Here is a 25,775-nt window from a genome sequence, read left to right as displayed (position 1 = left end):
CGCACACACCTGACAGCGGCGGGTCCCCACATGGGGGCCCGCCGCTTCTGTGTCGCCCGATAGCCTTCGGGGCATGTTCGAGATCCAGAACGGCCTGACGTTCGTCATCTCCATCGCGCTGTTCGCCGCGAAGGGGTTCGCCCTCGTCGACTGTGTGGCTCGGCCGTCAGCCAAGTTCACCTACATCGAGACGCTGCCCAAGCAGACGTGGCTCATCATCCTGGCTCTGGCTGTGCTGCTGCACGTGCTGACCTGGAATCCGCTGTCGCTCTTGAACCTCGTGGGAACCGTCGCGGCCCTCGTCTACCTCGCCCAGGTTCGCGGCTCGGACTCCCGCTAGCTCGATTGGCCTGCGCGCTGCCCCTCGCGTACGGTCGAAAGGTTGCCATTAGCACCTACCTCTCGGGGGAACTGCATGAATCAGACAACAACCTCATGGCGCGAACGCATCGATCCGGTGGTCTTCTGGGTCACCAGCATCGTCGCCGTCGCCTTCGTCGTGTGGGGCGTGCTCAGCACGAGCAGCCTGAGCTCCGCATCTGCCGATGCGCAGGACTGGGTCATCACCAACACGGGGTGGTTCTTCGTCCTGAGCACGACGTTCTTCGTGATCTTCGTGATCTGTCTGGCGGCGAGCAAGTACGGCCGCATCCCGCTCGGGGACGATGACGAGGAGCCGGAGTTCAGCACCGTCTCGTGGATCGCGATGATGTTCAGCGCCGGCATGGGGATCGGCCTGATGTTCTGGGGCGTCGCCGAGCCGCTCACGCACTATGCGAGCCCGCCGCCCGGCACGTCCAAGGCCGAGTCCGAGGACGCCATGCAGACCGCGATGGCGACCACGATGTTCCACTGGGCCCTTCATCCCTGGGCGATCTACGCCGTGGTCGGCATCGCCATCGCGTACGGCACCTTCCGCAAGGGGCGGTCCCACCTGATCTCCTCGGCGTTCCGGCCGCTGATCGGTGCTCGCGCCGACGGGCCCATCGGCCGGGCCATCGACATGCTCGCCATCTTCGCGACACTGTTCGGCTCTGCTGCGTCTCTCGGCCTCGGCGCCCTGCAGATCGGCAGCGGCATCGAGTACAACGGCTGGGTCGACAGTGCGGGCAAGGCCTTGCTCGTGGCCGTGATCGCGATCCTGACGGTCGCCTTCATCGCCTCTGCGGTGTCGGGCGTCGCCAAGGGCATCCAGTGGCTGTCCAACATCAACATGGTCCTGGCCCTGGTGCTCGCCCTGTTCGTGTTCGTCGCGGGGCCGACCCTGCTGATCCTCAACCTGGTGCCGACGGCGCTGGGTGACTATGCCAACCAGATGACCGGCATGGCGTCGCGCACGGCGGCCAGCGGTGACGACGAGATGAAGACCTGGCTCGCGAGCTGGACGATCTTCTACTGGGCGTGGTGGGTCTCGTGGACCCCGTTCGTCGGCATGTTCATCGCCCGCATCAGCCGCGGACGTACGATCCGTCAGTTCGTGACCGGGGTGCTGATCGTGCCCTCGCTCGTGAGCCTGGTGTGGTTCGCGGTGTTCGGCGGCACTGCCATCGACGTCCAGCGCAAGACCGGAGACCTTGTCGGCCAGGCCGGGTCGGTGGATCCGAACTCGGCCCTGTTCGCGATGCTCGACCACTTGCCCCTGGCGTCGGTGTCCACGATCCTCGTGATGGTCCTGGTCGGGATCTTCTTCGTCTCAGGCGCCGACGCGGCGTCGATCGTGATGGGCACGCTCAGCGAGAAGGGCTCGATCGAGCCGTCCAAGCGGACCGTCGTCTTCTGGGGAGTCGTGATGGGAAGCGTCGCGGCGATCATGCTCGCGACCGGTGGCAAGGACGGTTCCCAGGCGCTGACCGGGCTGCAGCAGATCACGATCGTCGCCGCCGTCCCGTTCGTGCTGGTCATGGCTGCGTTGTGCCTGTCCCTCTACAAGGACCTGCAGAGCGATCCGGTCATCGTCCGTCACCACCGTGGCGTCGAGCTCGTCGCCGACGCCGTCGTCACTGGCGCCGAGGAGCACGACGGCGACTTCGTGCTGGTCGTCGAGCCGGCATCCGACGACTGACCTCAGCGGGGTCGGGCGGGGTGCAGCCAGCGGGTGACGACGACCCGGAGCACGCCGAGGTCGGCGTCTGCCGGCACGTCCGGATGCGTGTCGCGTACGGCCCGGTGGGCCACGACGAGCCCGGTCAGCCAGCGGGCGGTGTCGTCGACGTGCAGCTCGCGGTCGACCGAGCCGTCCTCGATCGCCTGGGCGCACAGGGTGGCGAACGTACGCTCGACGTCGGGGCTCAACGGCAGCTCGGGGTTGGCGGCGAAGTGGTCGAGCAGGTCGAGCAGCCGGTCCCAAGCGGTGTCGGTCATGGCTGCCTCGACTCGTGCCACCGGTCGACCAGCTTGGGCATCTCGACGGCCATGTAGCTGAAGAAGTCGCGCGTCGCGGTGAGGCGCTCGTGCGCAGCGCTGCCGGCGTCGACCTGCGTCATGCCTTCCTCGAGCAGAGCAGACAGACTCGTGATGGTCTTGGTCTCCGCGGCCATCACCTCGGCCCACGTCGTGCCCAGCACGTTGTAGCGGTCGACGCGCTCGCCGGTCACCCGCCGGCGTACGGCCAGCCCCATGCGGGTCAGATAGGCGGTGGCTCCGCTCACCGCCGCTGCGCTGACGCCGAGGACATCGCCGATCTCCCTGGCGGTGTAACCGTTCTCTGGGGCGACGAGCAGGGCGGCGAACACGCGCGCGGCCATGCGTTGCATGCCCGACTGGTTGAGCTCGAGCGCGAAGCCCTCGACGAACTCGCTCGCAGCACCAGTGGTCATGCGAGTGAGCATACAGGAATTCACATCTTTCAAGGATTTCACAAATCTATGAAAGGGGGTACGGTCGGCCTCATGGACATCGTCATCGACATCGCCGGACTCGTGAAGCGGTTCGGCCACGCGACCGCCCTCGACAGCCTCGACCTCCAGGTCGAGCGCGGCGAGGTGCACGGCTTCCTGGGACCCAATGGCTCCGGCAAGTCGACCACCATCCGCGTGCTGCTGGGGCTGCTGCGCGCCGACGAGGGCAGCGTCACGCTGTTCGGCCAGGACCCGTGGCGCGATGCCGCCGAGCTGCACCGGCGCTTGGCGTACGTGCCTGGCGACGTCAACCTCTGGCCCAACCTGTCCGGCGGCGAGGTCATCGACCTGCTCGGCCGGTTACGCGGGGGACTCGACGAGAAGCGCCGCGCCCTGCTCATCGACCGTTTCGAGCTCGACCCGACCAAGAAGGCGCGTACGTATTCCAAGGGCAACCGCCAGAAGGTCGCGCTCGTCGCCGCACTGGCGAGCGACGTCGAGCTGCTGATCCTCGACGAACCGACCTCCGGCCTGGACCCGCTGATGGAGGCGGTGTTCACGGACTGCGTCGACGAGTTCAAGGACGACGGCCGCTCGGTGCTGCTCTCGAGCCACATCCTCGCCGAGGTCGAGCGCCTGTGCGACCGGGTCAGCATCATCCGCGCCGGTCGCACGGTCGAGTCGGGCACGCTCGCGGACCTGCGTCACCTGACGCGTACGTCGGTGTCGGCCGAGCTGTCGCAGGCGCCCACGGGGCTCGACGGCCTGACCGGTGTGCACGACCTCGCCGTCGAGGGGATGCGGGCGACGTTCGAGGTCGACACCGTCCACCTCGGTGCTGCGCTGCAGGCGCTGGGCCGGTTCGGCGTGCGTACGCTCACCAGCCAGCCGCCGACGCTCGAGGAGCTGTTCCTGCGCCACTACGGCGAGGAGGTCGCGTCGTGACCGGCGCCATGACGGTGCTGCGGTTCCACCTGCGCCGCGACCGGATGATGCTGTTCTGGTGGATCGCGGGCAACGTGCTCCTCTACTACTCGCAGGCCGTCAGCACCGACGGCCTCTATCCGACGCAGGCCGACCTTGACAAGGCCGCGGCAGGCATGGCGGACAACGCGGCGTTCATCGCGATGGCCGGACCGGCGCGCGCGCTCGACACGCTCGGCGGCCAGGTCGCGTGGCAGGCCTCCGCGTTCGGCGCGATCGTCGCAGCGCTGATGAGCATGTTCCTCGTCGGCCGGCACACCCGCGCAGAGGAGGAGACCGGGCGCGACGAGCTCATACGGGCCGCCGCGATCGGCCGGCACGCACCGCTGGCCGCGACCGCCCTGCTCGTCGTGATCGCCGATGCGCTCATGGGCGCGCTGATCTCGGTCAGCCTGATCTCGTACGGTCTACCGGTCGGCGGATCGTTGGCGCTCGGGCTGGCCGCGGGGCTGACGGGTCTGGTGTTCGGCGGCGTCGCGCTGGTCGCTGCACAGCTCGTCGAGAGCACCCGCGCGGCGTACGGGATCACCGGCGCGGTGCTCGGTGTGGCGTACGCGCTGCGTGCCGTCGGTGATGTCGGCAACGGTGCGCTGTCGTGGCTGTCGCCGATCGGGTGGGGGCAGTACCTGCGCCCGTACGCCGATGAGCAGTGGTGGCCGCTGGTGCTGCCGGTGGTCGCCGTGGTGCTCCTCGGCTGCGGTGCGGTCGCGTTGTTCGATCGCCGCGACATCGGCTCCGGCGTGTGGCCCGCGCGCCCGGGACCCGCGCGCGGGTCCCTCGGTTCGGCGTCCGCGCTGGCCTGGCGGCTGCAGCGCGGCAGCGTCATCGGCTGGGGTGTCGGCCTGCTGCTCGGCGGCATCGCATACGGCTCGATCGGCGACGACGTGGCAGACCTGGTCGGTGACTCCCAGTTCTCGAAGGACGTGTTCGCGTCGGCCGGGGGCTCGATCGTCGACTCGTTCTATGCGACGGCGGCGGTGATGCTGTCTCTGATCGGCGCCGGGTTCGCGATCTCGTCGGTGCAGAGGTTGCGCGGTGAGGAGAGCTCCGGCTTCGCCGAGACCCTGCTGGCGACGGCGCTGCCCCGCTGGCGGTGGGCGGTCGCGCACCTCGTCGTGACGGTCGCCGGCACGCTGGTCGTCGTCCTTGCGGCAGGGCTCGGCATGGGGCTGGGGTTCGCGATGGTCACGGGGGACGGGTCGGCGGTACTGCGGCTGACCGGAGCGACGGCGCCGTACGCCGTGCCAGTGCTGCTCCTCGCGACGATCGCCTGGCTGGCGTACGGGATCCGCTCGCGGTGGGCAGCGGTCGGCTGGCTGGGCCTCGGCTTCTGCTTCGTCGTGATGATGTTCGGCGAGGTGCTGCAGCTGCCCGGCTGGCTGATGGACGTGTCGCCGTTCCGGCATCTCGCGCAGACCCCGGCGGAGGACTTCCGGGTCTGGCCTCTGCTCGTGCTGCTCGTTGTCACCGCGGCTGCTGCTGCGGCCGGCATGGTGGCGATGCGGCGACGCGACGTCGTCTCCGCCTAGAACATGTGTTCGATGCGGCGTACGATGTCGGGATGGAGGAGTTCTTCCAGGGATCGTTGCTCGACATGGGCCAGCCCACGGGTCTCGGATCGCTGGCGCCGGAGCGCACGGTCCTGACGCAGGGTGCGTGGGTCGACGTGCAGCCGGGCTGGGTCACGGGGTCCGACGACCTGTTCCTCCGCCTGCAGGCCGAGGTGCCGTGGCGTGCGGAGAACCGCGAGATGTACGACCGCATGGTCGACGTGCCGCGGTTGCTGTGCCACTACGGCGTCGATGCCGCCCTGCCCGACCCGCTTCTCCTCGAGGCGCGCGAGGCGCTGGGCGATCACTACGAGTCCGAGCTCGGTGAGCGGTTCGTGACGGCGGGGCTCTGCTACTACCGCGACGGTCGTGACAGCGTGGCGTGGCACGGCGACCGCATCGGCCGTGGCCGCACCGATAACACGATGGTCGCGATCGTCTCGCTCGGCGCTGCTCGCCGGCTGTCGCTGCGTCCCCGTGGCGGTGGACCGCAGATCGGCTTCTCGCTGGGCCACGGCGACCTCGTCGTGATGGGCGGATCGTGCCAACGCACGTGGGAGCACGCGATCCTCAAGACCGCCAGGCCCGTCGGTCCTCGCATCAGCGTCCAGTTCCGCCCCCGCAACGTCCTCTGACCCTGACGGGAGCGGTGAGTTAGCGTCCACCTGCGCGTTCTTCCTGGACGCAGGGCCACCGCTCAATGTCCACATTGCTGTGGCGGTGTCGGAGCGTCCACAGTCGAAGATCGAACGGGTCGCGCGAACCGTATGGACAGCCTGAACGTGTGGGGTATGCCCTCTCCGATCGACATCCCTCACGTTCTCCTTGCCGGTCCATTCACGCCAGCGGCAGCGCGATCAGTTGGAGTTTCGGAGAAAGTGCTCCGTGGCAAGCGCTTCCGCCGGCTCTTCCCGAGAGTCTGGGTGCACATCGATCATGTGATGACGGGCCTCGACTGGATCGCTGCCGCGACGCTCGCCATGCCGGCGAGGGCGCAGCTGAGCCACATCACGCGCATCCAGGCGCTCGGCCTCGACTTCGGGGCCACCAAGCCGCTCCGTTTCACGGTCGCGGGCGATCTACATCTCGACCTCGACGACATCTTCCTGCACCGCACCGAGGTGCTCCCGCCGCTCGACGACGTGGGGGTGACGCCCGCAGCGGCGTTCATCCAGTACTGCGCTGATGCCCGGATGATCGACGCGATCAAGGTTGGCGACTGGCTCCTGCATGGCCGCCACATGACTCTGCTCGAGGTCGCGGAATTGGCGCGCAGAGATCATTGGCGACCAGGAGCCCGCCAGGTGCGACGGGTTCTGCACCATCTCGATGGAGGATCGCGTTCGCTCAAGGAGTCGGAGACGCGAGCGGTGCTGGTGTTCTCCGGTCTGCCGAAGCCTGACGTCAACAGGGACGTCCGCAATGGGCGGGGGGAACTCCTTGGCTACGGAGACCTCGTCTATCTGCTGTGGAAATTGCTGGTTGAGTACGAAGGCCGCCAGCACCTGACCGACCTCAGTCAGTGGAACAGCGACATCGACCGCTATCAGGATTTTCGTGATGATGGCTGGCGCTACGTCCAGGTCACGAATGAGAAGCTCGACACTCCGAAGAAGCTCGTCGCAGAGGTCTACCGGCAACTGGTCAGTGGAGGCTACGACGGCCCCGCACCGGTCTTCGGAGATCGTTGGGCTGCGCTGTTCGCGCCGATCCGGTCGAGCGGTGAGCTGGCGTCCAAGATCGCATGACGACTGGACGCTAACTCACCGCTCCTTGGATCGACTGGACGCTGACCCACCGCTCAGGGGTTACTTCTTGCCGCGGTTGGCGCGGTTGCGCTCGGTGGCGTCGAGGATGATCTTGCGGATGCGCACGGCGGTCGGGGTGACCTCGACGCACTCGTCCTCGCGGCAGAACTCCAGCGACTGCTCGAGCGACAGCTTGCGCGGCGGCACGAGCTTCTCGAACTCGTCGGCGTTCGAGCGTACGTTGGTCTGCTTCTTCTCACGGACGATGTTGATGTCCATGTCGTCGGAGCGGGAGTTCTCGCCGACGATCATGCCTTCGTAGACCTCGGTCGCCGGCTCGATGAACAGCGTGCCGCGCTCCTGGATGTTGGTCATGGCGTACGACGTCGCAGCCCCGGCGCGGTCCGACACGAGCGAGCCCGAGGGGCGGGTCGAGATCTCGCCGGCCCACGGCTCGTACTTCTCGAACGTCTGGTGCGCGATGCCGGTGCCGCGGGTGTCGGTGAGGAACTCGGTGCGGAAGCCGATGAGGCCACGCGCCGGGACGATGAACTCCATGCGGACCCAGCCGGTGCCGTGATTGATCATCTGCTCCATGCGGCCCTTGCGGACGGCCAGCAGCTGCGTGATCGCGCCGAGGTACTCCTCGGGGGCGTCGATCGTCAGGCGCTCCATCGGCTCGTGGATCTTGCCGTCGACCTCGCGCGTCACGACCTGCGGCTTGCCGACCGTGAGCTCATAGCCCTCACGACGCATCTGCTCGACCAGGATCGCCAGGGCGAGCTCGCCACGGCCCTGGACCTCCCAGGCGTCGGGGCGCTCGGTGTCGAGCACCTTGAGCGACACGTTGCCGATGAGCTCGCGGTCGAGGCGGTCCTTGACGAGTCGAGCGGTGACCTTGGTGCCCTTCTCGCGACCGGCGAGCGGCGACGTGTTGGTGCCGATCGTCATCGAGATGGCCGGCTGGTCGACCGTGATGAGCGGCAGCGCGACAGGGTTCTCGGGATCGGCCAGCGTCTCGCCGATCGTGATGTCGGGGATGCCCGCGATGGCGACAATGTCGCCGGGGCCGGCGCTCTCACCGGGTACGCGCTCGAGCTCCTTGGTGACGAGCAGCTCGGTGATCTTGACCCGCTCGGTCGTGCCGTCATGCTTCATCCACGCGACCTGGGCGCCCTTCTTGAGGGTGCCCTCGAAGACGCGGACCAGCGCGAGGCGGCCGAGGAACGGCGAGGCGTCGAGGTTGGTGACGTGCGCCTGGAGCGGCGCTCCCTCGGTGTATTCGGGAGCCGGTACGGCGTCCATGATCGTCTGGAACAGCGGGATGAGGTTGTCGCTGTCGGGCATGCCGCCGTCGGCAGGCTGCTCGAGAGAGGCCCGGCCGGCGCGCGCTGAGGCGTAGACGACGGGGAAGTCGAGGGCGTCCTCGCTGGCGCCGTCCTCGAGCAGGTCGAGGAACAGCTCGTACGTCTCGTCGACGACCTCGGCGATGCGGGAGTCAGGACGGTCGACCTTGTTGACTACCAGGACGACCGGCATGTGAGCGGCGAGTGCCTTGCGCAGCACGAAGCGGGTCTGGGGGAGCGGGCCCTCGGAGGCGTCGACCAGCAGGATGACGGCGTCGACCATCGAGAGTCCGCGCTCGACCTCGCCACCGAAGTCGGCGTGGCCGGGGGTGTCGATGATGTTGATCGTCACGCCGCCGTCGGGCGCACCGGGACCGTTGTAGCGGACCGCGGTGTTCTTGGCGAGGATCGTGATGCCCTTCTCGCGCTCGAGGTCGCCGGAGTCCATGGCGCGCTCGGCCAGCTGGTGGTGCTCGTCGTACTGGCCCTGCTGCTGAAGCATGGCGTCGACCAGCGTGGTCTTTCCGTGGTCGACGTGGGCGACGATTGCGACGTTGCGCAGGTCGGAGCGTGTGGGCATGCGAAAAAAGTCCTATGCGTGGGGAATGCTCGAACACCTCGGAGCCTTGCCATTCTACGGGGGATGACCTCTCGGAGACGAATCGCGGCTACACCCCGGTAATTGACCGTTCACAAACACTTCATTTGATCAAAGGTTGCATCTTAGTTATGGTTTTTCGGTGGCCATCTCACCGGACGATCTCTATGTCGCGCTCGAGGACTTCGTGATGCGCCTGATGACGCTGGCCGAGGCCGACGGCATGGACGCGATGGTCGAGCTCGACCTGTCGTTCTCGCAGGCACGCATGTTGTTCCTGCTCGCCCACCAGGGTGAGCCCATGCCGATCCACGCGATCGCCACCAAGCTGGGCCTCTCCGACGCAGCCACCGGCCGCAACGTCGAGCAGCTGCTCAAGCTCGAGGTCGTCGAACGCCGCGAGAGCCCCGCCGACCGGCGGGTCAAGCTCGTCTCGCTCACTCCGATCGGCGAGAAGCTCAGCACGCAACACATCGACTGCAAGCGTGAGTCGATCAAGGCCTTCACGGCTGACCTGCCCGAAGACCAGCGCGACAACCTGCACCGCGCGCTCAGTGACATCCTCGCCGGCGACACCCTGCGTCGGCAGACCCACTAGGAGATACGTATGACTTCCCAGACGGGACAGATCGACGACAGTGACAAGATCACACCCGAGCTCCTGAAGATCGCCGGCGTCGTCGTGATCGGCGCGATCATGTCGATCCTCGACGTCACGGTCGTCAACGTCGCGCTGCCGACGTTCCAGACCGAGCTCTCCAACAACGGCGAACCGCTGGCCTACTCAACGGTCGCCTGGACCGCCACGGCCTACATGCTCGCCCTCGCGGCAGTCATCCCGCTGACCGGCTGGGCAGCCGACCGGTTCGGCACCAAGCGCCTCTACCTCACGGCGATCGCGCTGTTCACGATCGGTTCGTTGCTGTGCGCCACGGCCTGGAACATCGAGGCCCTCATCGGCTTCCGTGTCCTGCAGGGTCTCGGCGGCGGCATGCTGATGCCGCTGGGCATGACGATCATGACCAAGGCCGCGGGTCCGCACCGCATGGGGCGGCTCATGGCGATCCTCGGCATCCCGATGCTGCTCGGCCCGATCATGGGTCCGATCCTCGGTGGCGTCCTGATCGATGCCGCGTCGTGGCACTGGGTCTTCCTGATCAACCTGCCGATCGGCCTGATCGGCCTGGTCTATGCCTTCATGGTGCTCCCCAAGGACGCCCCGGAGCCGAGCGAGGCCCTCGACGTGGTCGGCATGATCCTGCTCTCGCCGGGTCTGGCCTCGCTGCTCTACGGCGTCTCGGCCATCCCGGGTGAGGGCACGGTCGCCGCCACCAAGGTGCTGCTGCCCATGATCATCGGCGTGCTGTTGATCGGCGCGTTCGTGTTCTGGTCGTTCAAGCCCAAGCACCCGTTGCTCGACCTGCGGCTGTTCAAGAACGTCAACCTGACGATCTCGATCATCACGATGTTCCTGTTCGCCGCCGCGTTCTTCGGTGCTCTGCTGTTGGTGCCGACCTACTTCCAGCAGGTCGATGGCGACTCGGTCAGGCGGGCCGGAGTGCTCCTGGCGCCTCAGGGCATCGGCGCGATGTTGACGATGCCCGTTGCCGGTGCGCTCACCGACAAGATCCCGGTCGGCCGCATCGTGCCGTTCGGCTTCATCGGCATCCTGATCGGACTGTTCGGTCTGATCAACAGCACCGACCCGGGCACATCCGACTGGACGATCAGGGGCTGGCTGTTCGTCACGGGCCTCGGCATGGGCGCGACGATGATGCCGCTGTTCACCTCGGCACTCAAGACGCTCAAGGCGGCTGACGTGGCACGTGGGTCGACGTTGCTCAACGTGACGCAGCAGGTCGCGAGTGCGACCGGCATCGCGACGATCTCGGTGGTCCTCACGAACGCCATGAAGAGCGGCGACGTCATCGCGGGGTCGGAGAACCTCAAGGGCCTCGACGGCGGCGTCACGCCGGCCCAGCTGGCCGCCGCTTCGCACACGCCCGACGGCGCCAAACTGGTCGACACGCTGAACGCAGGTGGCGCAGTCCTGCACCAGGGCTTCCAGGACCTGGCGGACGCGTTCCAGCAGTCGTACTGGGTTGCCTTCGCAGTCCTGCTCGTCACGCTGATCCCGGTCGCGTTCCTGCCGCGCAAGCGTGAGGTCGTGCACCTGCTCGACGACGAGGACAACGCCGCGCCGGTCATCATGCACTGACGCAGCGCGTACGTACGAACGGCCTCACCGGCACCCGGTGGGGCCGTTCGTCATTCCCGGTGCACCTTGTGGGCCGCCGCCTGCGCGATCGGCTTGAGCACCATGAGGTCGACGTTGACGTGCTGCGGCCGGGTCGCGACCCAGACGATCGCGTCGGCGATGTCCTCGGCGACCAGCGGCTCGCGCACACCGGCGTAGATCGCGTCGGCCTTGGCCTGGTCGCCGCCGAACCGGTTGAGCGAGAACTCGTCGGTGCGCACCATGCCCGGCGCGATCTCGGTGACGCGCACGGGCTGGCCGTTGAGCTCGAGCCGCAGCGTCTCGGTCATCGCGGTCACGCCGTGCTTCGCCGCGGTGTAGCCGCCTCCGCCCTCGTACGTGATGTGGCCCGCGGTCGAGCCGAGGTTGATCAGCGTGCCGGCGCCGCTGGCGACGAGCGCGGGCAGCAGCGCGCGGGTCACGAGCAACGTGCCGATGACGTTGACCTCGTACATGTGCCGCCAGTCGTCGGGACTGCTGACGGCGACGTGGTCGGTGCCGACAGCCCCGCCCGCGTTGTTGAGCAGCAGGTCGAGCGAGGGGCCGACGGCGTCGGCGAGGGCGGCCACCTGGGCCTCGTCGGTGACGTCGCACGTGATCGCCGTGCCGCCGATCTCGCCGGCAAGGGCTTCGATGCGGTCGGTGCGGCGGGCGACGCAGAAGACGTGGAATCCGGCCAGGGCGAGGGCTCGGGCGGTGGCAGCGCCGATGCCGCTGCTGGCCCCGGTGACGACGGCGTTGGGCATGCCGCCATGGTGACAGACGGCCGTCCGGCTGCGGGCTGGGCACCGGGTGAGACGATGGAGCCGAAAGGCGGCTGATCGATGCTCAAGCGGATCGCGATGCTCTCGGCGCACACGTCGCCGCTCGAGCAGCCCGGCGACGGCGATGCCGGCGGCATGAACGTGTACGTCCTCGAGCTGTCGCGCCAGCTCGCGTCGCGGGGCATCGAGGTGGAGATCTTCACCCGTGCCACCTCGCGCCACCAGCCGCAGCTGGTCGAGGCGGCGCCGGGAATCCTCGTGCACCACGTGCCAGCCGGACCGTTCGAGGGGCTGCAGAAGAACGACCTGCCGTCGCAGCTGTGCTCGTTCGTCCGCGACGTGCTGCGCGCCGAGGTCGAGCGGGAGCCCGGGCACTTCGACCTCGTCCACTCGCACTACTGGCTGTCGGGTCAGGTCGGCACGGTCGCGCGCGAGCGCTGGAACGTGCCCCTGGTCCACACGATGCACACGATGGCCAAGGTCAAGAACGCGATGCTCGCCGACGGTGACGACGCCGAGCCGATCGGCCGCATCTACGGCGAGGAGGAGATCGTGCGGCTCGCCGACCGGCTCATCGCCAACACGATGGAGGAGCGCCGCGAGCTGATCGAGCTCTACGACGCTGAGCCCGAGCACGTCGCCGTGGTGCATCCCGGCGTCGACCTCGAGGTCTTCCGCGCGGGGCGGCAAGCCGCGGCGCGGTCGCTCCTCGGCATCCCCGAAGACGCTGCGCTGCTGCTGTTCGCCGGCCGCATCCAGCCGCTCAAGGCGCCCGATGTCGTCATCGAGGCCGCGGCGCGGATGCTGCACGACGACCCCGCGCTGCGCGAGCGACTCGTCGTGGCCATCGTCGGCGGGGCGTCCGGCTCTGGCCTCGACCGGCCGACGGCGCTCACCGACCTGAGTGAACGGCTGGGCATCCAGGATGTCGTGCGATTCGTCCCGACGGTCGCGCAGTCCGACCTCGCCGACTGGTATGCCGCAGCGTCCGTGGTCTGCGTGCCGTCGCACAACGAGTCGTTCGGTCTCGTGGCGATCGAGGCGCAGGCGTGCGGCACTCCGGTCGTGGCGGCCCGCGTGGGCGGGCTGTCGACCGCTGTGTCCGACGGCGTGTCCGGCATCCTGGTCGACGGGCACGATCCGCGTGACTACGCCGCGGCGCTGCACCCCCTGCTGACCGATCCCGAGCTGCGTGAGGCGATGAGCCACAAGGCCGTACGCCACGCGGAGAGCTTCGGGTGGGACGTGACCGCCGACCGTACCCTCAAGGTCTACGCCGAGGCCATCGAGTGGCACCGCACGCATGTGGAGAAGAACGCATGACGGAGACTCGCCAGATCATCGTGGAGGCGCTCGAGGCGGCCGAGCTGGAGTTCACCGAGCACCGGCCGGGGGTCTTCGAGATCACCCTGCCGGGGGAGCGCAAGCTGCAGACGACGTGCCGCCTCGAGATCGGCAAGCACGCGCTGGGCATCCACGCGTTCGTGTGCCGCAACCCCGACGAGAACCACGAGACGGTCTACCGCTGGCTGCTGGAGCGCAACCTCAAGATGTTCGGTGTGGCATTCGCGGTCGACTCGGCCGGCGACATCTACCTCGACGGCCGGCTGCCGCTGCACGCGGTGACGGCCGACGAGGTCGACCGGCTGCTCGGCGCCGTCCTGACGTACGCCGACGAGTCGTTCAACACGATCCTCGAGCTCGGCTTCGCGTCGTCGATCCGCAAGGAGTGGGAGTGGCGCGAGTCGCGGGGCGAGTCGACCCGCAACCTCGACGCGTTCAAGCACCTCAAGCCGTCGAGCTGATCACCGCGTCGATCCAGGCGCCCAACGCCGCGGCGCACAGCTCGGGCTGCTCGTGGTGCGGGTTGTGGCCCGCCCCGTCCGCGACGAGATAGGTCGCACGCGGGTATGACGAAGCGATCGCCAGTGCATCGGTGAAGCCGACGACGGGATCCTGCCGGCCGAGGATGAACGTCACCGGCCGCTCGTACGTCGTGAACTGCGACTCCGGGCTGACACTGAACTCGTAGGCCGCGGAGATCCGGCCGATGGCGGCGGAGTCGCCGAGCCGCGTGCCGGGGGCGACCTCTTCGAGGTAGAGCTCCCAGTGCTGCCGCGTCTGGCGGAACGTGAACTCGGCGAAGTCGCGCCGGTCGTCGTCGGTGCCCCCGTCGAGCGGCTCGACGTCGATGGGTGCACATGTCGGGACGTCGCGACGGCCGTGGTCGGCGATGATCAATGGCGCGATGAGGGCCATGCCGGCCACCCGCGACGGCTCGCGACCGGTCAGCGCACGGGCGATGCCACCGCCGAACGAGTTGCCCACCACGGCGTACGGCTCGTCGCCGAGCACGTCGTCGAGGAACGCGGCGACCCGATCGACGACGTCATCGGAGGACGAGATCCCCTCGCCGCTGCTCAGCCCGTGACCCGGCAGGTCGAGGTGGAGCCGTCGGAGGCCGGGTCGCTCCGCGAGGACCGACTCGGTGAAGCGGCTGATCAGGCGGCGATCGCCCATGAGTCCGTGCAGCATGACGACCGGCAGGCCGTCGCCGCGTTCGGTCCAGTCGATCCCGGTGGGTGTGTGACGAGGCATGCGTCGAATCTAGACGGGCTGAACGTTGCTTTCGGGATCGCGTAGCGTGGCGGTCGTGAAGGTCTTGGTCTTCGCCGACATCACGGACCCGTGGTCCTACATCGGCGCCACTCGCTTCGAGCGGGCTGCGGCGATGTTCTCGATCCTGACCGGCGAGCCCGTCGAGCTGACGTACCGGGCGTTCCAGCTCGACCCGGACGCGCCCAACGACGGCCGGCGGCTGATGGACGTCAACGCCGACGAGCTCGGTGGTGCCGACAAGGCCGAGCTCATCAACGTCCAGGTCACCGCTGCCGCCAAGATCACCGGCATCGACCTCAACTTCGACGAAGCCGTGCGCGCCAACTCCTTCGATGCGTGGCGGCTGCTGACGTGGGCCGACGAGGCCGGCCCCGGGTTCCAGCGCGACCTGTTGCACCAGCTGTGGCGGGCGCACTTCCTCGAAGGTGCCGACATCGGCGACCCGTTCGCGCTGGCCACCCGGGCTGCGCTGGTCGGCCTCGAGCTCGAGACCGCCGAGGCGCTGCTCGCCAGCACCGAGTACGCCGACGAGGTACGCACGCAGGTGGCGACCGGCGAGGCGATCGGGATCACCCAGCTGCCGTACGTCGTGATCGAGCAGCAGTGGACGCTGTCGGGCATCCACTCGCAGAACGACTACGTGCAGGCGCTCCACCAGATCTACGGCGAGTGGCAGGCTGCGCCCCCCACCACCGAGCCACCCACCACCGACGAGCCCCCTCCCGCCGGTTGAGCTTGTCGAAGCCAATAGGCTCGATGCCATGAGCACCCTGATCCTCCTGCGCCACGGTCACAGCGAGTGGAACGCCAAGAACCTGTTCACCGGCTGGGTCGACGTCGACCTCAACGAGCAGGGCCTCGCCGAGGCCTCGCGCGGCGCCGAGCTGCTGGCCGAGGCCGGCCTCGCGCCCGACGTCCTGCACACCTCGCTGCTGCGTCGCGCGATCCGTACCGCCGAGATCGTGCTCAACGGCATCGACCGCCACTGGATCCCCGTACGCCGGTCGTGGCGCCTCAACGAGCGTCACTACGGCGCGCTGCAGGGCAAGGACAAGAAGGAGACGCTCGAGGAGTTCGGCGAGGAGCAGTTCATGCTGTGGCGCCGCTCCTACGACGTGCCGCCGCCGGCGATCGAGGACGACTCGGAGTTCAGCCAGACCTCCGACGCGCGCTACGCCGGCCTGCCCGACGAGCTGCTGCCGCGCACCGAGGCGCTGGCCAATGTCATCGACCGACTCCTGCCCTACTGGTACGACTCGATCGTCCCCGACCTGCTCGCCGACCGCGTCGTCCTGGTGACGGCGCACGGCAACTCGCTGCGTGCGCTGGTCAAGCACCTCGACGGGCTCAGCGAGGAAGCCGTCGTCGGCCTCAACATCCCGACCGGCATCCCGCTGGTCTACGAGCTCGACGACAACCTCAGGCCGAAGGTCGCCGGCGGCATGTATCTGGACCCCGACGCCGCAGCGGACGCCATCGCAGCAGTCGCGAATCAAGGTCGCTGAACCGGAGGCCGCCCGCGGCCGGAGCGTTCAGCGAGGTTGAGCGATCACGCCGAAGGCGTCAGGTGACGAAACCTGGTGAGATGACGTCGCGACGTGCCCACCTCAACCACCGAGTCTCAGGTCTCGTACTTGTACCCGAGTCCTCTTACTGTTGTCAGGGTGATGGGGTTCGCCGGGTCCTTCTCGATCTTGGCCCGTAGCCGCTTGACGTGGACGTCGAGGGTCTTGGTGTCGCCCACGTAGTCGGCGCCCCAGACCCGGTCGATCAGCTGTCCGCGGGTCAGCACGCGGCCCGGGTTGCGCAGGAAGTACTCGAGCAGCTCGAACTCCTTGAGCGGGAACTTCGTCTCGAGCCCGTCGATCGTGACGAGGTGCCGGTCGACGTCCATGCGTACGCGGCCCTGCTCGAGCGACGCGTTGTCGTCGATCTCGTCGGTGAACCCCCGGCGCAGCACGGCGCGGATGCGGGCGACTAGCTCGCGGGGTGAGTAGGGCTTGGTGACGTAGTCGTCGGCGCCCAGCTCGAGTCCCACGACCTTGTCGACCTCGGTGTCCTTGGCGCTGACCATGATGATCGGGACCGACGAGATCTGCCGCAGGGCGCGGCACACCTCGGTGCCGGACAGCCCGGGCAGCATCAGGTCGAGCAGCACGATGTCTGCCCCGCCGCGGTCGAACTCGGTCAGCGCGTCAGGGCCGGTCTCGGCGATCGCGACCTCGAACCCTTCCTTGCGCAGGACGTACGACAGCGCCTCGCTGTAGCTCGTCTCGTCCTCGACGACCAGTACCTTGGTCACGCGTTCTCCTCATCGATGTCATGGCTGTGTGCCGGCAGGACCAGCGTGAAGGACGACCCGAGTCCGGGCTCGCTCCACACCTCGACCGTGCCGCCGTTGCTCGCGGCGACGTGCTTGACGATCGACAGGCCGAGGCCCGTGCCGCCGGTGGTGCGGGCGCGCGCCGGGTCGACGCGGTAGAACCGCTCGAAGATCCGGTCGAGCTCGTCGCCCGGGATGCCGATGCCGTTGTCGGCGACGGTCAGGCGTACGTCTTCGCCGTCGAGCTGTGCGGTCACCGTGACCCGCGAGCCGTCGGGGCTGTAGGTCACGGCGTTCTCGACCAGGTTGCTGACTGCGGCGTGCAGCTGCGCGCGGTCGCCATGGACGTAGAGGTCGGGCTCGACCGCGGTGACGATCTCGATGCCCTTGTGCTCGGCGTCGGTCGCGGAGTGCTCGGTGGCCTCGGAGACGAGCTCGCCGATCTTGATCGTGGTCGCGTCGTCGCTCAGCATGTCGTTCTGCAGCCGCGACAGGTCGATGATCTGTTGCACCAACCGCGTGAGCCGCTCGCTCTCGAGGTGCATGCGGCTGGAGAACCGGACGACGGCCTCGGGATCGTCCTTGGCCTCGCCGACCGCCTCGGCCAGCAGGTTGAGCGCGCCGACCGGCGTCTTGAGCTCATGGCTGACGTTGGCGACGAAGTCGCGGCGGATCGACTCGACCCGCTGCTCGCGCGTACGGTCGTCGGCCAGCACCAGGATCAACCGTGAGGTCAGCGGTGCGACGCGGGCATGCACGTACGACGTGGTGCCGCGGCGCGGCTGCAAGGAGAAGTCCGCCTCCCGGACCTGGCCGTCGCGGCGTACCTGCCTGACCAGCGTCATGAGCTCCTCAGGCTCGAGCCGGTCCTCGTGCACGATGCCCATGGCGAATGCCGGGGCCGAGGCCTTCACGACGGTGTCGGAGGAGTCGATCAGGACGGCCGAGGAGGAGATGACCGAGAGCACCTGGTCGGCGCCGGGCGGGATGAGCGGGGTCGGCTCGGGCACAGCGGCCTCGCGGCGCTCGCTGTAGCGCCACAAGTAGGTGATCATCGCGCCGACGGCGGCGCCGATCGCCCCCGCGATCAACAATCCTGCACTGGTGTCCACAGGATCGATCGTAGAGGGCATTTCCGTCCCGACCGGCACTCTGACCCCTGCAGCGACAGGCCTTTCGGTTGCTGTTCACACCGCGTTCACCGGAGGTCGCCGTCCGTTCATCCCGCCTGCCTACGGTCAATGTCATGCGCGATCAGTATTACGAACAGCTCGATGCCATCGTCGACGACCTGGTGAACCTGACCGGGACCGTACGCCGTGCCGTCGCCGACGCGACCAAGGCCCTGCTTGAGGCAGACGCCCAGATCGCGGAGTCCGTCATCGCCGGCGACAAGGACATCGACGAGGCGACCGAGATCATCGAGGAGCGCGCACTGCTGCTGCTCGCCACGCAGCAGCCGGTCGCGACCGACCTCCGGCAGCTCGTCGCGACGCTGCGGATGCTGACGGACCTCCAGCGCATGGGCGACCTGTCGGTGCACGTGGCCAAGGTGGCCCGGCGCCGGATGCCCGACTCCGCCGTGCCGGAGCACCTGCACCCCACGATCACCGCCATGGCGGCGGTCGCCGACTCGATGATCGACTCGGCCTCGCGCATCGTCGCGGACCGCAACGTCGACGCCGCCGGTCAGCTCGAGAACGAGGACGACGAGATGGACCGGCTCCGCAAGGACCTGCTCCGCTCGTTGCTCGGCGACTCCTGGACGTACGGCGTCGAGCCGGCCGTGGACCTGGCGCTGCTGGGCCGCTACTACGAGCGCATCGGCGACCACGCGGTCTCGATGGCGCGCCGCGTCGTCTACCTCGTCACCGGCCAGCTGAGCTGACGTTCAGCCGGCGACGACCGTGAACGGCACGATCACGTCGCCGGACGCGTCTGTCTGACTGGCATGATGCAGGGCGTGAGTGATCAGTCGGCTCCCTGGGACGCGATCCACGCACGCGCTAGGGCGTTGTCACCAGAGCGCCGTTCGTGCTTCGCGCTTGCGTGCGCTGAGCACCTCGTCGCAACCGAGGGATCCGCCCGAGAACCTGCGCTGCGTGAAACGCTGTCCGAGGGCTGGGCCGCATGGTCTGGACAGCCGCGCGACGTCGCTGCCCGGTTGCGCGCGTTTGAGTCGCGGGAAGACCTCGATGAGGACGAAGTCGCTGGTGTCTACTACGCGCTCGATGCGGTTGTACGCGCTGGTCCGACTGATGCCACGATCTGGGCTTCTCAACGTGCGCTCGACGCGGCCTATGCGCGGGTCCCAAGTCCGGATGCAGCGGTGGCGTTCCAGCCCTTGGCAGCAGACACCGCGACGGCTGACGTCCAGACAGAATTTCGTTGGCAAGAGCGCGCCCTGTTCGTTCTCGAGACCAACGCTGACCTCGCCCAGGCGGGCCGGCACGTTCGATCGTGACGTAGCCGCAACGCAGGTTTGCGCGAACTACTGGCTGTCGGTCGACTCGGTGTCGGTAGGCGTCGGCGTGGGCTCCGGGGCGGGAGCCGTGGCGACCTTGTCGTACTCGGCCGTGCGGGTGACGACTGGCGCCTCGATCGTGACGGGCGCCGCGCCATCGAACGTGAGCGTCAGTCGGACGTAGTGGCCGGCCTCTGCGCCCTTGGCGATCCAGAAGCCGCTCGGCGAATCCACGGCGCCGACGATCGTGCCGACGTCGGGCAGGAGGGCGAGTGAGTTCCCGCTCTTGGTGACCGTCAGCTCCTCGCCGCCCAGCGTCGTCGCGGTGACCGACTCCAGCTTCTGCTCGGTCTTGGTGTTGTTGACGATGGACGTCGAGAGCGTGGCGGAGCCGTCGTCGTTGGCGACGAGCTGGGTGTTCATGACGTCGAGCTCGCCGCGATGGTCGGCACCGACGGCCGCTTGGTAGACCTTGCTGGTCTGGGCGTTGAAGCTGGTGCCGCACGCTCCGAGGGTCAGAAGGGCCGTCGTGGCAAGGGCGGTGGCCGCGAGGCGGCGACGTCGTACGGTGCTCACGCGATCACTGCTTTCAGTCCGTCGTTGGTGCGTCGAAGAGTCGCCACGATCGTATCGGAGGCCACTTCGAACTCTCCCTTTGACCTGCTGCGATGTCATCTGGTATGGGCGGGATGGCCTGAAACGGCAGGGATCGGTATCCGTTACGCATGTTAGACTGGTCACCTAGGAAAGGTGTTTTCTCTATGACTTTTGTTGTCGGCGAAACCGTTGTCTATCCCAATCACGGCGCTGCAGTCATCGAGGACATCGAGACCCGGACGATCAAGGGCGAGGAGCGTGAATACCTCGTGCTGCGCATCGTCTCGCAGAACGACCTGGTCGTTCGTGTCCCCGCTTGCAACCTTGATCTCGTCGGAGTTCGCGACGTCGTCGACGAAGCAGGGCTTGAGCGGGTTTTCGGAGTCCTCCGTGCCGAGCACGTGGAGGAGCCGACCAACTGGTCGCGGCGCTACAAGGCCAACCTCGAGAAGCTGCACTCGGGTGATGTGCTGAAGGTCGCCGAGGTCGTACGCGACCTGTGGCGCCGGGATCACGAGCGCGGACTGTCCGCCGGTGAGAAGCGGATGCTGGCCAAGGCTCGCCAGATCCTGGTCTCCGAGCTCGCGCTCGCCGAGAAGACCAACGAGGACAAGGCCGAGACCCGTCTCGACGAGGTCCTCGCGTCCTGATCTGATCCACGTACGAAGCCCCCGACTCATCGAGTCGGGGGCTTCGTCGTTTCAGAGGTGTGGGGCGGTGGGCCAGTCGCCTTTTGCTCCATCGGGCGGTGGCTGGGTCGTCTGACGGAGAGTCGGATGGGCGACCAGGTCACCGCCCCGGGTCCGGGATGGGCGACCAAGTCACCGCCCCGGGGTCAGAGGGGGATGACGAGTGCGGTGGCGATCGCGGCGATGCCTTCGCCGCGACCGGTGAGCCCGAGGCCGTCGGTCGTCGTCGCGGAGACACTGACGGGACCGCCGATGGCATCGGACAGCACGCGCTGCGCCTGGACGCGACGGGGCCCGATCTTGGGACGGTTGCCGATGACCTGCACCGACACGTTGCCGACCCGCCAACCGTGATCGCGCAGGCGCTGCTCGACGTCGGTGAGGAAGTCGACGCCCGACGCAGCGGCCCACTCGGGCTCGCCGGTGCCGAAGATGCTGCCGATGTCGCCCAGCCCGGCCGCGCCGAGGGTCGCATCGACGATCGCGTGGGCGACGCAGTCCCCGTCGGAGTGACCTTCGAGGCCCTGGCCCTCGTCGGGCCACAACAGTCCGGCGAGCCACATCGGGCGACCGGGCACGAGTCGATGGACGTCGGTGCCGATGCCGATGCGCGCAGATGTCACAGGTTGATCATGCCGTACGCCCGGCAGTGTTGGGATTCGCGCGGGACCATGAAGGGGTGACCTCCCGGCGATCGATCCTCAGTGGACTCCTAGCGGCGGCGGCCGCGATCGCTGCCAGCGAGGGCCTGTCGGCGTTGCTCAACCTGCGGGAGTCGCCGATCCTCGCGGTCGGCCAGTCGGTCATCAAGCTGACGCCGGGCCCGATCGCTGAGGCGATCATCGGTGTCGTCGGGCACGCCGACAAGCCGCTCGCTGTCACGAGCGTCGTCGTCGCGATCCTGCTGCTCGGCGCGCTGGCGGGGGCCTGGTGGACCTGGCACCGCCTGCGGGCGTACGCCCTCGTGGTCGGCCTCGTCGCGTTGGCCTCGGCCGCGGTGCTGGGCCGGCCCCACGGTGGTGGTGGCGGGGTGCTCGCCAGCGTCGCCGCGGGCGCTGTCGTGGTCGGCGTGCTCCACCTGCTGCACCGCGACGAGGCACACCTGACCGTCGACGAGTCACGGCGGACGTTCCTGCGTACGTCTGCCGTCATCGCGGTCGCCGCGATCATCGTCGGATCGGCCGGCGAGGTGCTCGCCTCGCGGCATCGCCGCCGACAGGCGCTGGAGCGCGTACGGTCGGCGCTCACGCTGCCGTCCCGCCGGGTCGCGGTGCCGACCGGCGCCGACCTCGCCGTCGACGGGCAGGGGTCGTGGCTGACGAGCAACCGCGACTTCTACCGCATCGACACGGCGCTCTCGCCGCCGCTCGTCGACCCCGAGGACTGGACGCTGCGCATCCACGGGATGGTCGACAAGGAGCTGACGCTGACCTACCAGGACCTGATCGACCGTGGCCTCGAGCACGAGTGGATCACGATCTGCTGCGTCTCCAACCCCGTCGGCGGCGACCTGATCGGCAACACGATCTGGGGCGGGGTGCCGATCAAGGGCATCCTCGACGAGGTCGGGATCAGGCCCGGCGCCGACGCACTGCTGTCCACGTCCGACGACGGCTGGACCTGCGGCACCCCGCTGGCGGCGCTGACGGACGGGCGCAACGCGCTGTTGGCGCTGACGATGAACGGCGAGCCGCTCCCGATCGCCCACGGCTTTCCCGTGCGCCAGGTCGTCCCGGGTCTCTATGGCTACGTGTCGGCGACGAAGTGGGTCGTGGACTGGGAGGTCACCCGGTTCGCGGACTTCGAGGCGTACTGGACGCAGCGCGGTTGGGGCGAGCAGGGTCCGGTCAAGACCGAGTCACGCATCGACGTGCCGGGCAACGGGGACACGATCGACGCCGGTACGACTGCCATCGCCGGCGTCGCGTGGGCGCAGCACGTCGGCATCGACGGCGTCGAGGTGCGGATCGACGACGGGGAGTGGCAGCGGGCGACGCTCGGCACCGTGCCCAACGTCGACACGTGGGTGCAGTGGCGGCTGGACTGGACGGCGACGCCGGGCGACCACTCGATCGAGGCTCGGGCGACCAACACCAAGGGCGAGCCGCAGACCGACGAGCGGGCCGGCGTGCTGCCGGACGGCGCGACGGGTTACCCCGGCATCAATGTGAAGGTGACGTGATTGTTCCACGAGCTCGTCGATCGGACGTCATGTCGAGAGGCTCAATGAACCGGAGCTCTTCAGCAGTCACCAGCGCGGGGTGTCTGGCGGTAGGGCGCGGGTCGTGGGGCGCATGACGTAGACGACGCCGCCGCTGCCTTCGAGCCACGCGCGCTCGAACTGCGCGCGGGAGTAGATCCGTCGCACCGTCGAGTTGCTCGCCGCTGCGGGATCATTGGCGATGACCCGGCCACCGGCGGTGAACCCCCGGATCACCAGCAGGTGCCCGGGCGTCGACGAGATCGGGGCGCCGTCGAGCTCGCCCTTGCCGAACGCGATCGATGCGACGAGCGGGATGCCGGCCTTGATGAACGCCTCGGCGTCGCGGAGGTTGTGCAGCCGGGTGACGAACGAGTCGAGGGCATAGCGGGAGGAGTACGCCGTGTTGAACGGCCAGTTGCCGGTGCCGTCGTACGCATGGTCGAACGTGTCGCGGGCGGCATGGTCGACGAACCCGTCGGCATACGGCGACCAGGCGTACGCCGCAGGGGTCGGGCCCTTGCCGAAGTAGCGCATGACCATCGAGGTCGAGGTCGGCGAGCACCAGGCCTCACCGCCTCCGCCCCACTGCGGGTACTCGCCGATGTGGATCATCTGCGACGACCGGGGGACGGCGAGGTCCTTGGTCTCGGTCATCGTGGTGGTGCTGACGCCGGCCGTGCGGGTCGTGTAGCTCGCCGCGATCCCGCCGACGGCCTTGAGTGTCGGGCTCTCGTGGGCCGCGACGTGGCGCATCAGCTGGACGCGCACCTGCCAGCCGCTGAACGACTTGCCACTGTTGGCGATGACGGTGTCGGTGGCGACCTTGGCGAGGTCGTCGGACTGGCTCGAGTAGGACGAGCGCTTGATGTACGTCGTGCCGGAGGCGTAGCGCGCGATGCCGTCCCAGCTGCCGATCGTCGAGCCGCTGCGCACCCGCACCTCGACCTTGGCCCAGGTGCCGGTGGGAGTGTCGATGCTCCACGACGGGATCAGGCTCTTGGCGGCGAAGCCCGTCGTCTGCCACGGCGACGTCCAGTGGCCGCGGTCGTAGTGCAGTGCACCGCCCGACACGGCCGGATCGTCGTACGCGATGACCGAGGTGCCCTTGCCGAGGGTCACTTCGCCGGTCAGGGCGGCGAGTCCGACGGACGTGCCCTTGGTGAAGTCGGTCGTGGTGTTCCACCGGGCGAAGGCAGCGGTGTCGGTGGCGGCGGACGCGGGGACCGGCACGGCGGCGAGGGCGAGCACGGCGACGGCGACCAGGCGGGGAAGAGGGCGCATCGATCCATGGTAGGTGACGATGGGGCTTGTGGGGCTGATGTGACTGAGCGACCGCAGCGCGGAGCGTCCAGTGGATGCCGCCCGAGCCGATAAGGTTGGCGCGTGGCATTCCAGCTCTATGACACTGCGTCCCGGCAGATCCAGCCCCTCGTCCCGGTCCAGCCGGGACGAGTCTCGATCTACCACTGTGGGCTCACGGTGCAGGGCCCGCCGCACATCGGGCACATCCGCAAGGAGGTCGTGTTCGACGTCCTGCGGCGCTGGCTCGAGCGCTCCGGCTTCACCGTCACGATCGTCGCCAACGTCACCGACATCGATGACAAGATCCTAGTCAAGGGCGTCGAGCAGGGCCGGCCGTGGTTCGCCGTCGCCTACGAGAACGAGCGCGCGCTGCACGCCGCCTACGAGGTGCTCGGCTGCATCCCGCCGACCTACGAGCCGCGGGCGACCGGCGTCGTGCCCGAGATGATCGAGATGATGCAGACGCTGATCGAGCGCGGTCATGCGTACGCCGCGGAGGACGGCTCGGGTGACGTCTACTTCGACGTACGTTCGTGGCCGTCGTACGGCGAGCTGTCCAACCAGAGGATCGACGACATGCAGGCCGCCGAGGACGCGCCGCCGGAGGGCAAGCGCGACGCCCGCGACTTCGCGCTCTGGAAGGGCCACAAGGCCGGCGATCCAGAGTCGGCATCGTGGCCGACGCCGTGGGGTCGCGGTCGTCCCGGCTGGCACCTGGAGTGCTCGGCGATGGCGTCGAAGTTCCTCGGCGAGGAGTTCGACATCCACGGCGGCGGCCTCGACCTGCGCTTCCCGCACCACGAGAACGAGCTCGCGCAGTCGCGTGCCGCGGGGCAGCAGTTCGCCCGGCTCTGGATGCACAACGCGATGCTCAACCTCGCGGGCTCCAAGATGTCCAAGTCGGTCGGCAACACGCTGCTGGTGAGCGAGGTCGTCAAGCGCGTACGCCCGATCGACCTGCGCTACTACCTCGCCGCGTCGCACTACCGGTCGATCGTCGAGTTCTCCGAGGAGTCGCTCGCCGAGGCCGCGACCGCGTTCCAGCGCATCGAGGGATTCGTCCGCCGGGCGGCCGAGCTGAGTGGGCCGGGAGATCTCGGCGAGGTGTCGGCGGCATTCGCCGAGGCCATGGACGACGACCTGTCGGTGCCGGCCGCTCTTGCGACGTTGCAGGCGACGATCGGCGAGGGCAACAAGCTGCTGGGCGACGGTGACAGCGAGGCGCTGCGAGGCGTGCTGGCGAGCGTACGTTCGATGCTCGACGTGCTCGGTTTGGACCCACTGTCCCCGACGTGGGACCGTGGAGGTGACGATGCGGCGTACGCGCAGGTGATCGACTCCCTCGTGGGCGGCCTGCTGGAGCAGCGCCAGGAGGCGCGAGCCACCAAGGACTTCGCCACGGCGGACCGAGTGCGCGACCAGCTCACGGCCGCCGGCATCGAGATCGAGGACACTCCGCAGGGCGCGAGATGGTCCGTGAAGGGCGACAACTAG

General features: G+C 68.3%; 27 protein-coding genes. 16 read left to right on the top strand and 11 right to left on the bottom strand.

Translation table 11 applies throughout. The features are described 5' to 3' along the window. The first annotated feature begins 73 nt into the window (after nt 1-73). Together ESP70_RS13415 and ESP70_RS13410 are read left to right on the top strand one after the other, a co-directional pair. Nucleotides 74-340 carry a DUF2516 family protein gene (locus ESP70_RS13415; RefSeq protein ID WP_149689836.1) on the top strand — a complete coding sequence of 89 codons (267 nt, stop codon included), beginning with the start codon at nt 74-76 and terminating at the stop codon, nt 338-340. Nucleotides 341-415: 75 nt separating this feature from the next. Continuing rightward, nucleotides 416-2,062 carry a BCCT family transporter gene (locus ESP70_RS13410; RefSeq protein WP_149689835.1) on the top strand — a complete coding sequence of 549 codons (1,647 nt, stop codon included), beginning with the start codon at nt 416-418 and terminating at the stop codon, nt 2,060-2,062. Between the two features lie 2 nt (nt 2,063-2,064). Here the strand turns inward: ESP70_RS13410 and ESP70_RS13405 are convergent, their stop codons facing one another. Then, nucleotides 2,065-2,361, bottom strand: coding sequence for a hypothetical protein (locus ESP70_RS13405; RefSeq protein ID WP_149689834.1), 297 nt, complete (start codon nt 2,359-2,361; stop codon nt 2,065-2,067). Then, nucleotides 2,358-2,816: a GbsR/MarR family transcriptional regulator gene (locus ESP70_RS13400; protein WP_149689833.1), complete on the bottom strand. Its 459-nt coding sequence runs from the start codon at nt 2,814-2,816 to the stop codon at nt 2,358-2,360. Before ESP70_RS13400 ends, ESP70_RS13405 begins: the two co-directional genes overlap by 4 nt. A 72-nt stretch (nt 2,817-2,888) precedes the next feature. Here ESP70_RS13400 and ESP70_RS13395 point away from each other — a divergent pair, with 72 nt between their 5' ends. The 4 genes from ESP70_RS13395 (at nt 2,889) to ESP70_RS13380 (ending at nt 7,119) form a co-directional block, all read left to right on the top strand. Beyond that, on the top strand, nt 2,889-3,782 hold the full coding sequence (locus ESP70_RS13395) for an ABC transporter ATP-binding protein (protein WP_149689832.1): 894 nt from the start codon (nt 2,889-2,891) through the stop codon (nt 3,780-3,782). Beyond that, a complete protein-coding gene (locus ESP70_RS13390) occupies nt 3,779-5,350 on the top strand; it encodes an ABC transporter permease (RefSeq protein ID WP_149689831.1) in 1,572 nt (523 codons plus the stop codon). The genes ESP70_RS13395 and ESP70_RS13390 overlap by 4 nt, the downstream gene beginning before the upstream one ends. 32 nt (nt 5,351-5,382) lie before the next feature. Next, nucleotides 5,383-6,006 (top strand): alpha-ketoglutarate-dependent dioxygenase AlkB, encoded by a 624-nt coding sequence (locus tag ESP70_RS13385; protein ID WP_149689830.1) that lies wholly within the window; start codon nt 5,383-5,385, stop codon nt 6,004-6,006. A gap of 306 nt (nt 6,007-6,312) precedes the next feature. Further along, nucleotides 6,313-7,119: a hypothetical protein gene (locus tag ESP70_RS13380; protein WP_223148734.1), complete on the top strand. Its 807-nt coding sequence runs from the start codon at nt 6,313-6,315 to the stop codon at nt 7,117-7,119. Between the two features lie 60 nt (nt 7,120-7,179). Here ESP70_RS13380 and typA read toward each other — a convergent pair whose 3' ends face one another. Beyond that, nucleotides 7,180-9,045: a translational GTPase TypA gene (typA, locus tag ESP70_RS13375; RefSeq protein ID WP_149689828.1), complete on the bottom strand. Its 1,866-nt coding sequence runs from the start codon at nt 9,043-9,045 to the stop codon at nt 7,180-7,182. Nucleotides 9,046-9,205: 160 nt separating this feature from the next. Here typA and ESP70_RS13370 point away from each other — a divergent pair, with 160 nt between their 5' ends. Continuing rightward, the gene (locus ESP70_RS13370) at nt 9,206-9,661 is read left to right on the top strand and encodes a MarR family winged helix-turn-helix transcriptional regulator (RefSeq protein WP_223148733.1); all 456 of its coding nucleotides are present in this window, start codon (nt 9,206-9,208) and stop codon (nt 9,659-9,661) included. Nucleotides 9,662-9,670: 9 nt separating this feature from the next. After that, nucleotides 9,671-11,281: a DHA2 family efflux MFS transporter permease subunit gene (locus ESP70_RS13365; RefSeq protein WP_149689827.1), complete on the top strand. Its 1,611-nt coding sequence runs from the start codon at nt 9,671-9,673 to the stop codon at nt 11,279-11,281. A 50-nt stretch (nt 11,282-11,331) separates the two neighbouring features. Here the strand turns inward: ESP70_RS13365 and ESP70_RS13360 are convergent, their stop codons facing one another. Beyond that, nucleotides 11,332-12,066, bottom strand: coding sequence for an SDR family NAD(P)-dependent oxidoreductase (locus ESP70_RS13360; protein WP_149689826.1), 735 nt, complete (start codon nt 12,064-12,066; stop codon nt 11,332-11,334). 78 nt (nt 12,067-12,144) lie between these two features. Here ESP70_RS13360 and mshA point away from each other — a divergent pair, with 78 nt between their 5' ends. Together mshA and ESP70_RS13350 are read left to right on the top strand one after the other, a co-directional pair. Beyond that, on the top strand, nt 12,145-13,407 hold the full coding sequence (gene mshA / locus ESP70_RS13355; protein WP_149689825.1) for a D-inositol-3-phosphate glycosyltransferase: 1,263 nt from the start codon (nt 12,145-12,147) through the stop codon (nt 13,405-13,407). Next, on the top strand, nt 13,404-13,889 hold the full coding sequence (locus ESP70_RS13350) for a type III secretion system chaperone family protein (RefSeq protein WP_149689824.1): 486 nt from the start codon (nt 13,404-13,406) through the stop codon (nt 13,887-13,889). Before mshA ends, ESP70_RS13350 begins: the two co-directional genes overlap by 4 nt. Here the strand turns inward: ESP70_RS13350 and ESP70_RS13345 are convergent. Beyond that, complete coding sequence (locus ESP70_RS13345; protein WP_149689823.1) at nt 13,873-14,682, bottom strand: alpha/beta fold hydrolase; 810 nt, start codon at nt 14,680-14,682, stop codon at nt 13,873-13,875. The genes ESP70_RS13350 and ESP70_RS13345 overlap by 17 nt on opposite strands. A 55-nt stretch (nt 14,683-14,737) precedes the next feature. On the opposite strand from ESP70_RS13345, the gene ESP70_RS13340 reads away from it, so the two are divergent. Continuing rightward, nucleotides 14,738-15,436 carry a DsbA family oxidoreductase gene (locus ESP70_RS13340; protein ID WP_188110625.1) on the top strand — a complete coding sequence of 233 codons (699 nt, stop codon included), beginning with the start codon at nt 14,738-14,740 and terminating at the stop codon, nt 15,434-15,436. 28 nt (nt 15,437-15,464) lie between these two features. Then, on the top strand, nt 15,465-16,208 hold the full coding sequence (locus ESP70_RS13335; protein ID WP_149689821.1) for a phosphoglyceromutase: 744 nt from the start codon (nt 15,465-15,467) through the stop codon (nt 16,206-16,208). Between the two features lie 116 nt (nt 16,209-16,324). On the opposite strand, the gene ESP70_RS13330 is transcribed toward ESP70_RS13335, so the two are convergent. Then, entirely contained in the window at nt 16,325-17,005 is a 681-nt protein-coding gene (locus ESP70_RS13330; protein WP_149689820.1) for a response regulator transcription factor, read from the bottom strand. Further along, nucleotides 17,002-18,138 carry a sensor histidine kinase gene (locus ESP70_RS13325; protein ID WP_149689819.1) on the bottom strand — a complete coding sequence of 379 codons (1,137 nt, stop codon included), beginning with the start codon at nt 18,136-18,138 and terminating at the stop codon, nt 17,002-17,004. Before ESP70_RS13325 ends, ESP70_RS13330 begins: the two co-directional genes overlap by 4 nt. A 134-nt stretch (nt 18,139-18,272) precedes the next feature. Between ESP70_RS13325 and phoU the strand changes: the two genes are divergently transcribed. Continuing rightward, the gene (gene phoU, locus ESP70_RS13320; protein ID WP_056211548.1) at nt 18,273-18,914 is read left to right on the top strand and encodes a phosphate signaling complex protein PhoU; all 642 of its coding nucleotides are present in this window, start codon (nt 18,273-18,275) and stop codon (nt 18,912-18,914) included. Nucleotides 18,915-19,043: 129 nt separating this feature from the next. On the opposite strand, the gene ESP70_RS13315 is transcribed toward phoU, so the two are convergent. After that, nucleotides 19,044-19,478: a hypothetical protein gene (locus ESP70_RS13315; RefSeq protein ID WP_149689818.1), complete on the bottom strand. Its 435-nt coding sequence runs from the start codon at nt 19,476-19,478 to the stop codon at nt 19,044-19,046. A gap of 39 nt (nt 19,479-19,517) precedes the next feature. After that, nucleotides 19,518-20,066, bottom strand: coding sequence for a hypothetical protein (locus tag ESP70_RS13310; protein ID WP_149689817.1), 549 nt, complete (start codon nt 20,064-20,066; stop codon nt 19,518-19,520). Nucleotides 20,067-20,251: 185 nt separating this feature from the next. Between ESP70_RS13310 and ESP70_RS13305 the strand changes: the two genes are divergently transcribed. Further along, the gene (locus ESP70_RS13305) at nt 20,252-20,737 is read left to right on the top strand and encodes a CarD family transcriptional regulator (RefSeq protein ID WP_056211551.1); all 486 of its coding nucleotides are present in this window, start codon (nt 20,252-20,254) and stop codon (nt 20,735-20,737) included. Between the two features lie 185 nt (nt 20,738-20,922). On the opposite strand, the gene ispF is transcribed toward ESP70_RS13305, so the two are convergent. Continuing rightward, nucleotides 20,923-21,399: a 2-C-methyl-D-erythritol 2,4-cyclodiphosphate synthase gene (gene ispF, locus ESP70_RS13300; RefSeq protein WP_149689816.1), complete on the bottom strand. Its 477-nt coding sequence runs from the start codon at nt 21,397-21,399 to the stop codon at nt 20,923-20,925. A 56-nt stretch (nt 21,400-21,455) separates the two neighbouring features. On the opposite strand from ispF, the gene ESP70_RS13295 reads away from it, so the two are divergent. Beyond that, a complete protein-coding gene (locus tag ESP70_RS13295; protein ID WP_246162032.1) occupies nt 21,456-22,958 on the top strand; it encodes a molybdopterin-dependent oxidoreductase in 1,503 nt (500 codons plus the stop codon). Between the two features lie 66 nt (nt 22,959-23,024). Here the strand turns inward: ESP70_RS13295 and ESP70_RS13290 are convergent, their stop codons facing one another. Next, complete coding sequence (locus ESP70_RS13290; RefSeq protein ID WP_149689814.1) at nt 23,025-24,260, bottom strand: peptidase C39 family protein; 1,236 nt, start codon at nt 24,258-24,260, stop codon at nt 23,025-23,027. 102 nt (nt 24,261-24,362) lie between these two features. Here ESP70_RS13290 and cysS point away from each other — a divergent pair, with 102 nt between their 5' ends. Continuing rightward, nucleotides 24,363-25,775 carry a cysteine--tRNA ligase gene (cysS, locus tag ESP70_RS13285; RefSeq protein WP_149689813.1) on the top strand — a complete coding sequence of 471 codons (1,413 nt, stop codon included), beginning with the start codon at nt 24,363-24,365 and terminating at the stop codon, nt 25,773-25,775.

This window comes from Aeromicrobium ginsengisoli, from assembly GCF_004134905.2.
Taxonomy (GTDB): Bacteria; Actinomycetota; Actinomycetes; order Propionibacteriales; family Nocardioidaceae; genus Aeromicrobium; species Aeromicrobium ginsengisoli.
This window is presented reverse-complemented; position numbering and strand designations above follow the sequence as displayed.